We start from the raw sequence: 14,136 nt of genomic DNA on the forward strand, positions 1-14,136 counted from the left end.
CGACTGTTATCCCCCTCTTATGGGCAGGTTACCCACGTGTTACTCACCCGTCCGCCACTCCTCTTTTCAATTGAATGCAAGCATTCGGGAGAAAAGAAGCGTTCGACTTGCATGTATTAGGCACGCCGCCAGCGTTCGTCCTGAGCCAGGATCAAACTCTCATAAAAGTATCGTTCAAACCCGAAGGTTTAAAGTCATTTTTATAATGTGCTTGTAGCTCATTATTTTTGAATTGCTAGCGAATTTTATTCACTAATGTTGTTTGTTTTAACCTTGTTAAAACAACCTACACATTTGGTTCGTCTTACTTTGTTCAGTTTTCAAAGGTCTAGTTTGTCGTCTTTTCGACAACTTCTATATATTATCAGTTATAGAAGCAACTGTCAACAACTTTTTTTATTTATTCGCAAGTGATTTTTGTGTTACGTCATTTGCGACTTCATAAGAATACCATCATGTAGACGTGTCGTCAACAATATTTTTACAAATTTATACATTTTTTTTAAAATACGAATTTCAACCTATGAATCTTGCAATAATCATCAGAAAATCCTTAAAAAAAGGGAACAATAAACAACTATTAGCCTTTTATATTTCGCTATCATTTTATTTATTCTCCTATATTATTCATTTAAAGTTCGATTTTATACATATTTATATGAGATTTTCTCTTTTTCCTATTGTATGTTAAAATGATGACAAAAGATTACATATGAACTAGGAGCTGATTGAATATGACAAAAACACGTTTATTACCTATTGAAAACGGCATAAACTTTAGGGATTTAGGTGGTTACCAAACGATTGATGGCAGAACCGTTAAGTGGCATAAATTAATTCGTTCTGCTTCATTAAATGAGCTAAGCCTTAAAGATCAAGCATTCTTAAAAGATTATGGCTTAAAAACGATTGTTGATTTCCGCTCTCCTGAAGAAGCTGAAAAGGAACCAGACATGACAATCGAAGGAACCAATTATCTTTTTATGCCCGTTTTTGATATTGATGAAACGAAAAACTCGATTTCACCCACCGAACTATTTAATGAATTGTTAAAAGACCCTGATGGTGTCAAACAAATGGTTCAAGTGAATAAAAATTTAGTTTTAGAGCCGCATGCAACAGAAACTTATCGTCAATTTTTCCAACTCTTATTGGAGAATATCGGCGATGACCATTGCCTATTATTCCATTGCACTGCTGGGAAAGATCGTACCGGATTTGGTGCTGCACTGATTTTATCCGCTTTAGGTGTCCCACAAGACACTATTATGGAAGATTATTTATTGTCAGCTCAATATTCCAAAGAAAAGAGTCAGAAAACACTCACTTATTTAAAAGAAAAAGGTGCCCCACAGGCTGTACTTGATGGTGTTGCTGACTTATTAGATGTCAAACCTGTTTATTTACAAACTGCTTTTGATACAATTAATGAAAAATATGGAAACATGTCTACTTATCTAATAGAAGAAATGGGGATTGACGAAACAATCCAGCAAGCATTAAAAGATATTTATTTAGATTAATAAAAGCCCTTGAAACCTAAAGTTTCAAGGGCTTTTCATTTTAGTGATTACGCATTGCTGGAAAAAGTAAAACATCACGAATAGATTGTGCATCTGTTAAGAGCATTACTAAGCGGTCAATCCCAATTCCTAAACCACCTGTTGGCGGCAAACCATATTCCAAAGCTTCAATGAAGTCTTCATCTAATTCATGCGCTTCATCATTACCTTGCTCACGTTCTTTCATTTGTGCTTCAAAACGTTCTCTTTGATCAATTGGATCATTTAATTCACTAAAAGCATTCCCATATTCATGTCCAACAATGAAGAACTCAAAACGATCAGTGAATCTTGGATCTGCTTCATTTTTCTTCGCCAATGGAGAAATCTCTAATGGATGGCCATAAATGAAGGTTGGTTGAATTAATTTATCTTCAACAAAGGCTTCAAAGAATTCATTGACAACATGTCCAAATTGCATATGTTCAGTTACTGGAACATGATGTTTTTTAGCAATTTCTCTTGCTTCTTCATCTGTCATTTCTTGCCAGAAATCAACGCCAGCATATTCTTTGATTGCATCAACCATGTGTTGACGTTTCCATGGTGTTCCTAAATCAATTTCAGCACCATCATAAGTGATTTTAGCAGTTCCTAATACGCGCTCTGCAACCGTTCTAATTAAACCTTCTGATAAATCCATGACATCAGAGTAGTCTGTGTATGCTGTATAAACCTCTAGCATTGTGAACTCTGGATTATGTGTTGTATCTGCACCTTCGTTACGGAAAACACGGCCAATTTCATAAACACGCTCCATGCCACCAACTACTAAACGTTTTAGATGTAATTCTAAAGCAATACGCAAGTAAAACTCTTGGTCTAATGCGTTATGATGTGTGATAAATGGTCGCGCGGCTGCACCACCTGCTAAATTATGCAAAGTTGGTGTTTCTACTTCTAAATAATCTTGTTCATTTAGATAGTTACGAACTTCACGGATAATTTCACTACGTTTTGTGAAGCGGTCAAAACTTTCTTTATTACTAATTAAATCAAGATAGCGCTGACGGTAACGTTGTTCAATATTTGTTAAACCATGATATTTATCAGGAAGCGGGCGTAAAGCTTTTGATAGTTGGATAACTGAAGTAGCTTTAATCGTTACTTCCCCAGCATCCGTCTTCATAATTTCCCCTGTAATGCCTAAAAAGTCACCTAAGTCTGCTGCTTTAAAGGTTTCATAGTCTTCATCGCCTACGGTATCTTTACGAACGTAGACTTGAATTCTGCCAGTACGGTCTTGTAGATGCGCAAAGCCAACTTTCCCTTTACCACGTTTGGTCATTAAGCGACCACCAATTGTTGCTTGCACTTCTTTTTCATGAATTTCTTCTTTTGTTAAAGCATCATAAGTTTCATGCAATGCTTCTGCCAAATGTGTACGATCAAATCTGCTACCAAATGGATCGATGTTACGTGCACGTAAATTTTCCATCTTTTCGCGGCGAACCTGTAATTGATCATTTAGTTCTTCTTGATTATTCGTCTCAAGCGTCATTTTGTTCCACTCCATTTCTAAATGCTTCATTAAAATTAAATATTAGGGCAACTTTCATTCTTCTTAATAATGCCAATAGTTGGCAAAAAAAGCAAGGTTATTCAGAGAATTATTCTGCATTTTTTATTGTATTTTTTGCTTCTCTCTCTTCAGTATCTTCCACAAGTTGATCAAATAGCGCAATCATTTCCTGTTGTTTTAAAGTTTGATTCACCGCTACTTTGGTTTTAGCAGCTCTGGGAATCCCTTTTAAATAATAAGCTGCATGCTGTCTAAACTCAGGAACAGCAACACGTTCGCCTTTTAAATCAACCAAACGTTGCAAGTGGGTTTTAGCTGTTTTAATTTTTTCACGAGCAGTTGGTTCTGCTACTAATTCACCAGTTTCTAAGTATTGCTTCGTTTGATAAATCATCCAAGGATTACCTAGGGCAGCGCGCCCTATCATGACACCGTCAGCACCCACATGTTCTAGCATGCGCTTTGCATCTTCTGGTGTACGAACATCCCCATTTCCCATTAGCGGAATGGTTAATTCTTTTTTTACGTCCCTTAAAACATCCCAATCGGCTTTTCCTTCATACATTTGAACGCGGGTTCTCGCATGCATTGCAATCGCACTTGCACCTGCTCGTTCTGCTGCTAATGCATTTTCAATCGCAAATAGATGTTCTTCATCCCAGCCAGTTCTCATTTTCACTGTTACTGGCACCTTAACTGCATCTACAACTGCTGCCACCATTTCATACACTTTATTGGGATCTAGCAACCATTTCGCACCTGCTTCGGCTTTGATAATTTTATTGACAGGACACCCCATATTAATATCGATCACATCTGCTGTTGTATTTTCTTCAACAAATTTAGCAGCCTCTACCAAGCTTGCTCGATCGCCACCAAAGATTTGCACACCCAGCGGATGCTCTCTTTCATCAATATATAACATATCTAAGGTTTTCTTATTGCGCTGTAAAATACCTTTATCGCTAATCATTTCGCAGACAACATATCCTGCACCAAATTCTTTGACTGTTACGCGAAATGCTGCATTGGAAATCCCAGCCATAGGTGCAACAACTACTCTATTTTGAATCTCTATATCTCCTATTTTCCACATGAGGTTTGCCTCTTTCTATTTGATCTTTCTTTATCTTTTTTACTAAGAGCTTTAGGTATCATATCATATTTAATCAAAGTTCGAAACAATAAATGGTTGCGTCATAGGAAGCAAAAACTTATTTAAAAAATGATTAATTTTCTATTTTATGGTCTACTTTCTCTTTAAAGTATGCTACAATTTTTCGAGAATGTTCCTATTTATAAGAGAGAGGGTTTTAATTTGGCTTGGGTAATTGATTTTATATTGCATATTGATACACATTTAGTTGAGATGATTAACACATTTGGATTGGGTACTTACTTCCTCCTATTCTTAGTGATTTTTATTGAAACAGGTTTGGTTGTTTTCCCATTTCTTCCTGGGGATTCTTTATTATTTGCCGCAGGTGCTTTAACAGTAGCTCATGGTTCTTCTTTAAATATTTTTGTCGTCATTCTGACGTTTATTACCGCAGCTATTTTAGGGGATTTAATGAATTATCATATTGGGAAAAAAATTGGGACTAAAATTCCGGAAAAAGGTATTATCAGCAAAGTTATTAATCAGGAGAAGCTGGATAAGGCAGAAGCTTTCTTTAATAAGCATGGTGGGAAAACGATTTTCATTGCACGCTTCATGCCTTTCATTCGTACGTTTGCACCTTTTGTAGCAGGCGGGAGTAACATGAATGAACGTGCTTTCCTTAAATATAATGTTACTGGCGCAATTGTTTGGGTACTTATTTGTACATTATTTGGTTATTTCTTTGGAAATATTCCATTTGTAAAAGATAACTTCTCTTTAGTTGCATTAGGCGTTATTTTTGTTTCTCTTGTGCCAATTTTAGTTGGATTTATTCGAGGTAAAATGTCTAAAAAAGCTTAACACAATTGTGTTAAGCTTTTTCTTTAGTCTAATCTTCTATATTTGGATAAAGCGCAGTTGAAAGGTAACGTTCGCCATTATCTGCAACAATTGCTACAACGCTTTTCCCTTTACCTAATTTTTTAGCTACTTCAATCGCACCAGCAATTGTTGCACCAGATGAAATTCCTACTAAGATGCCCTCTTCAGCAGCAACTCTTCTACCCATCTCAATCGCATCGTCACTTTTGACTTCTAAAACATCATCATAAACAGATGTATCTAATACTGTCGGAATGAAACCTGCACCAATTCCTTGGATTTTATGTGGGCTTGGGCTGCCACCTGCTAATACTGGTGATTCTGCTGGCTCTAACGCATAAATCAAGACATTTGGATTTGCTTTTTTCAAAACACGCCCTACTCCTGTAATCGTTCCGCCTGTTCCAACTCCTGCTACAAAAGCATCTGGCGTCTTGCCATCAAAGGCTTCTAAGATCTCTGGGCCTGTTGTTAGCTCATGAATTTCAGGGTTGGTCGGGTTATCAAATTGCATTGGCATATAAAAGCCTGGTTTATTCGCAAGCTCTTCAGCTTTTGCAATTGCCCCTTTCATGCCATCAGCCCCTGGGGTTAACACAAGCTCAGCACCATATGCACGCAATAATTTTCTACGTTCCACACTCATGGTATCTGGCATCACAAAAATTGCTTGATAACCTTTGGCCGCCGCAATCATCGCTAAACCAATTCCTGTGTTTCCACTAGTCGGTTCAACAATGGTATCTCCTGCCTTAAGGGTACCTTTAGCTTCGGCTTGTTGAATCATATTTAGTGCAATTCGATCTTTTAAACTGCCTCCTGGATTAAAGAATTCTAGCTTCACATAAACATCTGCTGCCTCTTCTGGTACAACTTTATTTAATTTAACAAGGGGTGTCTTTCCTACAAGATCTGTGATTGATTGAACAATTTTTGTCATCATTTTTCCCTCCTGAATTCTTTTACTAACCTTAGTTTATTAATCTTGAGTATATTTGTCAAGTTAACGCCTTTCTTTTGGAAAACAATTAAAAATCGCCTAAGGTATCTAAACCTTTTTCAAAAAGAAGTAGATTCGTTTCTTCTATTGAATAATCTTTTGCTAATCCATAGATAATGACTGCATCCCACACATGCTTAGCATATAATCTAGCATAACCACTTTTTTTCAATAATTGGTTTGCTTCCTCATCATTTAATCCCAAGCCAAAACATAGGGCGATTAAGCGTTCTCTTGAAGGGTTTCTTTTACCATCAAAATATTGATACCCTGTTACCTCAGACATTGCAGACCTACGAATCACTTGAGCTTTGGTTAGTTTCTTTTCTTCTAGCCATTCATTCAAATAGAACATCACTGTATTCTCTACAAAATGCTCTGTATTTTGTGCAAAAGTTTCAAAAAAATCATCTGATTTTTTCAGTTCGTGATGCAATTTATCTGTATCTTTTTCCATGAAGCATCTACCTCTCTGTCAATTCCGTCTCTATACTTGATGCGTATATTTTACCACTTTTAGGGAACAATACAAAATTCTCCTTTTTATTCCAATATGAGGTGCTATAATAAGCTCATTAAGATTTTTACTAAAGAAAGGGATTCACTATGGACAAGCACTCAGCAAATGAGTATCATAAGGAACATTTTGACCAATATAAAGAAATTGAGCCTTTAAATCAAAAGGAAAACAGTCCTATTTTAGTGCGACATCTTCAGTCAAATGAATTTTTTGTTCGTAAAAAGTATGACCCTAGTTTAAGCAAGCGATTGATTCAATTAAAAAAAGTAAACCATCCAAATTTACCTAAAATCAAAGAAATTGTTTTACAAAATAATCATCTCTGGATTTTTGAGGAGTATATTCATGGTAAAAATTTAACAGATATTTTAAAAGCTGTTCCTGCATTAAAAACGGAAGAAATATTGGAAATCGGGATTTCTGTTGCTGAAGCACTTACCGCTTTGCATGAAGAAAAACTCATTCATCGTGATGTGAAGCCTGGTAATATTATGATTACAACAGATGGCGTTGTAAAGTTAATCGATTTTGATGCGTTAAGATTCTATGATGATTCGAAAAATACAGATACAGTTAATTTGGGCACAATTGGTTTTGCATCTCCTGAGCAGTTTGGCTTTGCACAATCTGATGAACGGAGTGATATTTATTCATTAGGGGTTGTTTTAAATGTCTGTTCGGCGAGAAGATATCCTAAGAACGGAATCACAACTGACCCTATTTTAGCAACCATTATTACCAAAGCAACGAAATTAGATCCTGATGATCGCTATGAAAATATGTTGGAGATGACAAATGCTTTATTGCAAGTAAAAAAAGCAAGCTTCCCAGCAGTTCAGAGCGCTCAGCAACAGCAAGATTTTTATGTGCGAACACTTCCAATTAAAGAAGAAGCCGTCATACAGCAAGAAAAAAACAGCTGGACCCCCTTATCTCCTGAAATGATTCAAGCAGCACAGGAGCAACCTCAGCAGGCAGCGAGTAGCGTTCAACAAAATTGGCTGAGACGTTATGTACCAGGTTTTCGAACCGATCTATTAGCCAATAAAATTTTTGCCTGTTTGATTTATGCTTTATATGCCTATCTTATCTTCTATGAAAACTCAATTGTTACCTTTAAAGATTGGTTACTTCGAGCGCTTCAGAATGCATTTATTTTACTGCCGTTGTCCATCCTTTTTACCAATTTTATGAATATCCAAAAGAAATTACCTTTGATTAAATCAGAGGATAAAAAGAACAGGCGGCTTGGCTTCCTTCTATATATTGTCATTTGGCTCATTGCCTTAACCTGTCTCATTGCACTATTTGATTCACTTCATACACAAGCATTTTTAGATTTTTTTAATAAATAACAAAATAAGCAAAACATTTCATTTAGATAAAAAGAAAATCTTATGCTTGAAGCATAAGATTTTTTCCATATTTCCCTGCATAATTTGATTTGTAAGACGGATCAAATAACAAAGGAGTGCAAGGAAATGAAACAATTAAAAAAATTAGGTGTATTAGGATTTATTACTTTATTATCAGTGGTGATGGTGGCTTGTGGTTCATCAGGTAGCTCTGATAAAGGGAAAGAAAAAGAAAGTGAAAAAACAGAAGAAAAGAAAGCAACAGATTCTGGTGAGCTTGGCGATTATAGTTTAACGATTCATGATGGTTTTGAACTAGCAAAAGATTATAATGATCAAGATGTAATTGTACTTACTTATGATTTCACAAATAATAGCGATGAGAATCAATCTTTCATGTTTAGTATCTCAGATAAAGTTTTCCAAAATGGCGTTGGGTTAGAAAGTGCCATTATGTCGGCTGATTCTCCTGAATTAAAAAACCGCAGTACAGAAATCCAACCAGGTGCTTCTCTTACAGTAAAAGTGGGCTATGTATTACAAGATACAACGTCTCCAGTTTCAGTTGAAGCAAAAGAACTTATTTCATTAGATGATAACAAATTAACCAAAGAATTTAACTTACAGTAGTGATGCCGATATGAAAAAAACAATTGGTATTCTTTCTATTGTCATTGTCCCTATTATTCTTTTTCAATCAATGATTGTGGGTGCTGCAAACACCCTTTCAAATGATTCAACTGCAGTTGATGGTTCAGCTGGTGTTCTGTTGGCAGTCTGTTTATTAGTCAGCGGAATTCTAGTATTAGCTTCTAAAAAAAGCAGAGGCACGTTGATTACAGCGATTGTCTTTTATACACTAGGTGGTCTTATTGGTTTAGCAGGAGCAGGTATCTATCGAGATTTAGTTATTTGGTCCGTCATTAGCTTAATCTTTGCCACATTGCTCTTGGTCTTTCAAATCATTAAACCAAAACGTAACAAGTTGGACCATAAATAAGACACTACTATTTATTTAGTAGTGTTTTTCTTTAGCTACAAATATCCTGATACCCATGTTACAATGAATAAATAGAATAGAATTGATTTGAAAGTGGTGAGGTTTAACGTGACAAATACAAGCAAAAACAAATTAAGTACAGCCATTGGTTTCTTCTTTTTATATTGGGGGCTTTACTTTGGTATTTCTACAGTCTGTGCTTTTATTGAAGTTTTTCGGTTAATGAATCAAACCGGCTTATCAGCAGAAGCACTGCTTTCTTCAGGACTTGTCACTGGTTTTTCATGGTATTTTGTACTTTTATCTACATTAAATTTTGTTTTGGTTATTTGGTTAAGTAAACGTAAAGGTTTAACTTTTTTCTCCTTTAAACCCATTCCGTTGAAGGATTTAGGCTTTACTGTCCTTATGTTTATTGGGATGCTTGCCACAACGACTTGCTTAAATATGATTGCGATTAACTTTATACCAGGCTTTGAAAATACAGCTAATGAAATCGCATTAGATAACATTTTAGCCAATACAGCTTATCCATTATTTTTCTTTTATGCAGTGATTTTAGCACCAGTTTCTGAAGAAGTTATCATACGAGGCTTTTTCCTTAAGTATTTCTTCCCTCATAATAGAAAGCTTGGTTGGATCCTCAGTTCCCTTTTATTTGGGATGCTACATGGTCCTACAGATATCATTAGTTTTCTGATTTATACTTCAATGGGTGCTTTTTTAGGTGGGATATATTATCGAACAAACCGAATTGAATTAGCCATTTTGGCTCACTTTTCGAACAATTTTTTAAGTATGCTATGATTTTTAATAAGATAAGATAAGATAAAAGCAATGTTAAACAACTATTAGTTTTTATTAATGGTTGTTTTTCTATGATTTAACCACGCTTTTTTTGAAACTCTTTTCTAAGATAACCTTTAAAAATCCATAGCTCACACCTTTTTCTTAGTTTTGTGTCAATTCTATGTTTTTTTCATTCAACCCATTGACTACACACATAAAAAGATATACTATTATAACGAAAACTAATATTTATAAATACTATTTATAGAGAGGAGCCAATTTATGAAGCAAAAACTAAATAAATTAAGTGTCATTGGTCTTTTAACTATCCTATTATTCACCATTACACCAATAACTAGTATTGCCTCAGATAAATTGCCTTCCTCAGACTCTACCACTACCGAAGAGCTTCCTATTGATATTGATGATACACCAACACCTCAAGTCGATTACATAGAAGAAGAATTAGAAGAAGAAACGAGCATTAAACAAGAGTTGAATAGCTCAGAACAGCAGCCACTAGAAGAAATACCCGTACAAACAGAAGCTAATCCTCCTGTTCAACAAAATAAATCTGTTACAAATAGGTCTTCTGCAATAGTTACCAACTACGATGAGTTAAAAATGGCCATTGAATACTACTCCGTTGCAGAAGTGATTTTAGGCGCAGATATTGAATTAACAGGAAGGATTGACTTGCCAAACCAAGATATTATTATCAATGGAAATGGGTATAAACTAACACAAAAATCTACTACTACTTACCTAAGGTTAACTCTAGGAAATGGATTACATATCGAACTTAAAAACATGGAAGCATCTGCAAAAACTTTTTACGGGATGGTTTCAGTCGCTGATAGTTGTACAGACATTAACCTGACAATCAATCAAGTAATATTTCATGGTCCTCAACTTACATTCAACCGCAAAGGAACCATTAATTTTGTTGGGAACAATCAAATTTTTATCGAACCAACTGCTGGTGGAGATACAAACCAAGAAGTAGCAGAAGTCATGAATGTTGTGTTTAAAGCTGATACAACCACAACTATTAGTCATGAATCTAGTAGTGATGCTGTCTTTTGGTTAGGTGGTGCTGGCTATAATGATGAAAAGAAAATTCTCATTGAAGATCATGCTACTGTTGATATTACAACAAATAACACCTTAAGTTATGCAGACTTTTCTTCTCCAACTCTTAATTTAGGAACCTCTGCTAGTTTTACACTGAAAGCTGCAAGAGGGACAGGATCGCGCATGAATCAAATTCGTTCAGTTAGCGTTGGACAATCTGCTTCTTTAACCATCACAGATCATCCTACAACTAATTCAAATGTTCCGTTATTAAAAGTAGAAACCTCTATCACTCTAGACACAGATAGTAGTCTTGATGTTACTTCAGCTGTTGGGCGGTCAAATTTGATTCACTTTAATAAAGCAGAAGGCTCAATTACTGCTACTAATCCAAAGTATCTCAATCTATCAAATAATGGAGCAAATCTTATAAATACAATATCTGGGCAAACACTTTCCTTTTATTATTCAGCTGAGAATGTGAATCATTGGCAACGTCCGTTAGCAGGAAAAGTCTTACCAACAGGAATTTGGAGTACTCCTGATTCTTCTTCACTAAATATTGTTTCCATTAAAGGATCAGCAAATGCTGATGGAACTACTGGTGGTGCTACTGCCACTACCTTGCTACACAGTACTATTCAGGAATATGCACCTGCATTCGATTTATATGAAAGGTTTTCTGTAGGATCAGGTAAGATTCTGCTTAATGATGTTGGTGATAATCATTCTGTCATTACTGGCTCAGCAATGCCAAACATTCAAATTATCATTACTTATTTGAATGAAGATGACACAATGGTTACATTAAATGGTATGTCTGATGAGACTGGTACTTTCTCAATACCCACAGTGCCTATTGCAGCAGATACGACCGTTACAGCTTATAGTGCACCAGCTAACATGGCCGTCGCTAAAGCAGAAACGACTGTTAAGGATTTAACACCTCCAACAGCTAATCCTGTTACACAAATTGTTCCAATTAACACGAATCTTACAGATAACCCAGAAAATGTGATTGCAGATTTAAAAGACAACCTTTCACTTAAAGAAAAAATTAAAGTAACCTTTTCTGCGGATGAAAATAAACAGCCAAAACTGGATAAAATTGGATTAACTTATGCCTATGTCACATTAGAAGATGAAGCAAATAATGCTACTGATATAAAAGTACCTGTTTTTGTGACATCTGGTGACAGCAAAACAAGTGCCAACCTAAACGAGGCTATCTATGGAGAAGATTTTACCATCAAACGTTCTCAAGTCACTGGAGATATGGAAGCTATTAAAACACTTGTGTTCAATCAAGCGAAAATTTTAGCTTGGAATAAAGACCAGTATTTAACAAAAGAAGAGCTTACGATAACACTTGATCCTAAATTAACGAATCAGTCTGAAGCCGGTGTTTATACAGCAACATTTGCATATGGCGGAATCACACATACAATTTATGTAACGGTTCTTGATTCTACTGAATTAATCTCCGTTAAAATTCCTGTTAAAATGCTTTTTGGCTCAATGGATATTGATGCAGGGAATATTCATTCTCCAACTTATGCAATTGAGAATCAATCACCTTTTGCAGTAAATGTTGTTTTACAAGAGATTCAAGAAATAGATAATGATGGCTTGTCATTAATCAAACAAGGTATTCCTAACCAAACTGAACAGCGAGCCAAGTTAGATTTATCTATTGAACAAAATAGTTCTCAACAAAAAGTCGAATATTTAGCGCCAAATCTTACTCAGCCTCTTGATATAGCAACTTTAGAAAAAGAAAACGGGCAAGCAAAATTATCCTTTTCAGGCTTTTATTATGGTGATTATCAAGAAGTATTAAAGCCTGCTTATCAATTTAAATTAAAGTTTAGCCCAATAGAATAATCAAGAGGTGATGAAAGTGAAGAAAGAACAGTCCAAAGAAATAGAAGAAAAAGAAAAAAGAAAAAAACGACTTTTTATCTTAATTATCGCGATGATTACAATCATCATTCTACTCTTAAGTCTTAAAAGTTGTGATTTGTTTAGTAAGCCTCCTGAAAAAGAAGCTGAAAACATTGTGACTGCAGATGCCTTACCTGATGCAAGTGGCGATGCCAAAGATATGAGTGATGCTGAAATTAAAGAAAAAATGCAGCAAACAGCGGATGAAAATTATTTCACACTAACAATCAATCCAGAAGCAACATTTGAAAATGGAACAAGTACTGGCTCGATTCAAATTGTCAATGCAGGTCACAATGTCTATCCAATTAGTGTAGACATCCGACTAAATGATACAAATGACTTAATTTATCAATCTGGTGCGATTCAACCAAATCAAATGATTAATGGTGGTAAACTGGTGAAGAATTTAGCAGCTGGAATGTATCAAGCAACTGCAAAAATTTCAATCTACGATGCTCAAACCAAGCTAAAATCTGGTGAAGCAGAAGCTGAAATGACAATTATTGTCAATCATTAACAAACGGTTACTCCTTGAATTTTCAAGTTGAACATATAAATAGCAAGAAAAAAAATATATCATAGAAGGAGCAAGAAAATGAAGAAAAAATTAACAATGGTACTATTAGCAAGTTTAACAATTGGCGGGTTATTATTGCCAACAACAACAGGTTTTGCATGGACTGCAGGAGAAGATTCTCAAACAGGCGAAACTGAAATCAAAGCCGAAGACAATGCCGTTATTCCAGTTGAAGGATGGATTGGTACATTTGATCCAACTGACCCAACTGATCCAAATACTGACCCAAATGAAAGACCAACTCCAGATGATCCAACTGATCCATCTTGGATTAATGTAACCATCCCTACTAAAATACTATTTGGTTCATTAGCATCTGAAAAACCAGCTATTACTTCACCAAAATATACAGTAACTAACAATTCAGTTAAAAAAGTAACTGTTTCTGCATCAAAAATTACTTCTGTAAGTGCGCCTATTGAATTGCTTACATTGAACTTAAAACATGATGCAGCAGAGCATCCAATTATTAAACCAAACGCAGGCAGCACTGTCTACTTAGGCGATGCTGGCTTACCAGCTTTTGATATCGCTATTTTAAAAGGAATTAACGAAACTGGTGGTACAAATGATTTCTTTAACTTTACAATTAGTGGTGAAGTACCTGCAGCACATGACTACTCAGTTGTTGCTAAACCAAAATATGAGTTAACTTTAAAATTTGCAGCACATGATTAACATAAAAAACAATCATTTGGTTTTTAAATCAAATGATTGTTTTTTATTGTTTAAATTTTTCCTTATTTACACTGATCTGAAAAAAATATGGTAACATAGAAGTAGTAAAACTTTAGAATCCATTGGAG

General features: G+C 35.2%; 13 protein-coding genes and 1 rRNA gene. 9 read left to right on the plus strand and 5 right to left on the minus strand.

The features are described 5' to 3' along the window. Positions 1–167: ribosomal RNA gene (locus BMW29_RS09365) — 16S ribosomal RNA — on the minus strand; the annotation flags it as partial. A gap of 567 nt (positions 168–734) precedes the next feature. On the opposite strand from BMW29_RS09365, the gene BMW29_RS09370 reads away from it, so the two are divergent. Next, a complete protein-coding gene (locus BMW29_RS09370; protein ID WP_092652735.1) occupies positions 735–1,523 on the plus strand; it encodes a tyrosine-protein phosphatase in 789 nt (262 codons plus the stop codon). Between the two features lie 40 nt (positions 1,524–1,563). Here the strand turns inward: BMW29_RS09370 and lysS are convergent, their stop codons facing one another. After that, complete coding sequence (lysS, locus tag BMW29_RS09375) at positions 1,564–3,063, minus strand: lysine--tRNA ligase (protein WP_092652737.1); 1,500 nt, start codon at positions 3,061–3,063, stop codon at positions 1,564–1,566. 109 nt (positions 3,064–3,172) lie between these two features. Then, positions 3,173–4,180 carry a tRNA dihydrouridine synthase DusB gene (gene dusB, locus BMW29_RS09380; protein WP_092652739.1) on the minus strand — a complete coding sequence of 336 codons (1,008 nt, stop codon included), beginning with the start codon at positions 4,178–4,180 and terminating at the stop codon, positions 3,173–3,175. A gap of 222 nt (positions 4,181–4,402) precedes the next feature. Here dusB and BMW29_RS09385 point away from each other — a divergent pair, with 222 nt between their 5' ends. Continuing rightward, positions 4,403–5,047, plus strand: a complete 645-nt coding sequence (locus tag BMW29_RS09385; protein WP_218139663.1) for a DedA family protein — start codon at positions 4,403–4,405, stop codon at positions 5,045–5,047. A gap of 28 nt (positions 5,048–5,075) precedes the next feature. Here BMW29_RS09385 and cysK read toward each other — a convergent pair whose 3' ends face one another. Together cysK and BMW29_RS09395 are read right to left on the minus strand one after the other, a co-directional pair. Continuing rightward, positions 5,076–6,008, minus strand: a complete 933-nt coding sequence (gene cysK, locus BMW29_RS09390; protein WP_092652743.1) for a cysteine synthase A — start codon at positions 6,006–6,008, stop codon at positions 5,076–5,078. An 88-nt stretch (positions 6,009–6,096) separates the two neighbouring features. Continuing rightward, positions 6,097–6,525: a helix-turn-helix domain-containing protein gene (locus BMW29_RS09395; protein WP_092652745.1), complete on the minus strand. Its 429-nt coding sequence runs from the start codon at positions 6,523–6,525 to the stop codon at positions 6,097–6,099. A 149-nt stretch (positions 6,526–6,674) separates the two neighbouring features. On the opposite strand from BMW29_RS09395, the gene BMW29_RS09400 reads away from it, so the two are divergent. The 7 genes from BMW29_RS09400 (at position 6,675) to BMW29_RS09430 (ending at position 14,008) form a co-directional block, all read left to right on the plus strand. Next, a complete protein-coding gene (locus BMW29_RS09400) occupies positions 6,675–7,943 on the plus strand; it encodes a serine/threonine-protein kinase (RefSeq protein ID WP_092652747.1) in 1,269 nt (422 codons plus the stop codon). Positions 7,944–8,069: 126 nt separating this feature from the next. After that, positions 8,070–8,573 (plus strand): DUF5067 domain-containing protein, encoded by a 504-nt coding sequence (locus BMW29_RS09405; protein ID WP_092652749.1) that lies wholly within the window; start codon positions 8,070–8,072, stop codon positions 8,571–8,573. Between the two features lie 10 nt (positions 8,574–8,583). Further along, the gene (locus BMW29_RS09410; protein WP_092652751.1) at positions 8,584–8,943 is read left to right on the plus strand and encodes a hypothetical protein; all 360 of its coding nucleotides are present in this window, start codon (positions 8,584–8,586) and stop codon (positions 8,941–8,943) included. 108 nt (positions 8,944–9,051) lie between these two features. Continuing rightward, entirely contained in the window at positions 9,052–9,750 is a 699-nt protein-coding gene (locus tag BMW29_RS09415; RefSeq protein ID WP_092652753.1) for a CPBP family intramembrane glutamic endopeptidase, read from the plus strand. Between the two features lie 264 nt (positions 9,751–10,014). Continuing rightward, entirely contained in the window at positions 10,015–12,690 is a 2,676-nt protein-coding gene (locus tag BMW29_RS09420) for a pectate lyase-like adhesive domain-containing protein (RefSeq protein WP_092652755.1), read from the plus strand. Between the two features lie 16 nt (positions 12,691–12,706). Further along, positions 12,707–13,270 (plus strand): hypothetical protein, encoded by a 564-nt coding sequence (locus tag BMW29_RS09425; protein ID WP_245706265.1) that lies wholly within the window; start codon positions 12,707–12,709, stop codon positions 13,268–13,270. Between the two features lie 78 nt (positions 13,271–13,348). Continuing rightward, positions 13,349–14,008 carry a hypothetical protein gene (locus BMW29_RS09430; protein ID WP_092652759.1) on the plus strand — a complete coding sequence of 220 codons (660 nt, stop codon included), beginning with the start codon at positions 13,349–13,351 and terminating at the stop codon, positions 14,006–14,008. Positions 14,009–14,136 lie beyond the last annotated feature (128 nt).

This window comes from Isobaculum melis (genome assembly GCF_900111355.1).
In the GTDB taxonomy this organism is placed as follows: Bacteria; Bacillota; Bacilli; order Lactobacillales; family Carnobacteriaceae; genus Isobaculum; species Isobaculum melis.

Bases quoted from the DNA above. Each gene is read 5' to 3' on its own strand.
- BMW29_RS09410 (WP_092652751.1), top strand. From the start codon at position 8,584: ATGAAAAAAACAATTGGTATTCTTTCTATTGTCATTGTCCCTATTATT.
- dusB (WP_092652739.1), bottom strand. From the start codon at position 4,180: ATGTGGAAAATAGGAGATATAGAGATTCAAAATAGAGTAGTTGTTGCA.
- BMW29_RS09405 (WP_092652749.1), top strand. From the start codon at position 8,070: ATGAAACAATTAAAAAAATTAGGTGTATTAGGATTTATTACTTTATTA.
- BMW29_RS09420 (WP_092652755.1), top strand. From the start codon at position 10,015: ATGAAGCAAAAACTAAATAAATTAAGTGTCATTGGTCTTTTAACTATC.
- BMW29_RS09400 (WP_092652747.1), top strand. From the start codon at position 6,675: ATGGACAAGCACTCAGCAAATGAGTATCATAAGGAACATTTTGACCAA.
- lysS (WP_092652737.1), bottom strand. From the start codon at position 3,063: ATGACGCTTGAGACGAATAATCAAGAAGAACTAAATGATCAATTACAG.
- cysK (WP_092652743.1), bottom strand. From the start codon at position 6,008: ATGACAAAAATTGTTCAATCAATCACAGATCTTGTAGGAAAGACACCC.
- BMW29_RS09395 (WP_092652745.1), bottom strand. From the start codon at position 6,525: ATGGAAAAAGATACAGATAAATTGCATCACGAACTGAAAAAATCAGAT.
- BMW29_RS09370 (WP_092652735.1), top strand. From the start codon at position 735: ATGACAAAAACACGTTTATTACCTATTGAAAACGGCATAAACTTTAGG.
- BMW29_RS09430 (WP_092652759.1), top strand. From the start codon at position 13,349: ATGAAGAAAAAATTAACAATGGTACTATTAGCAAGTTTAACAATTGGC.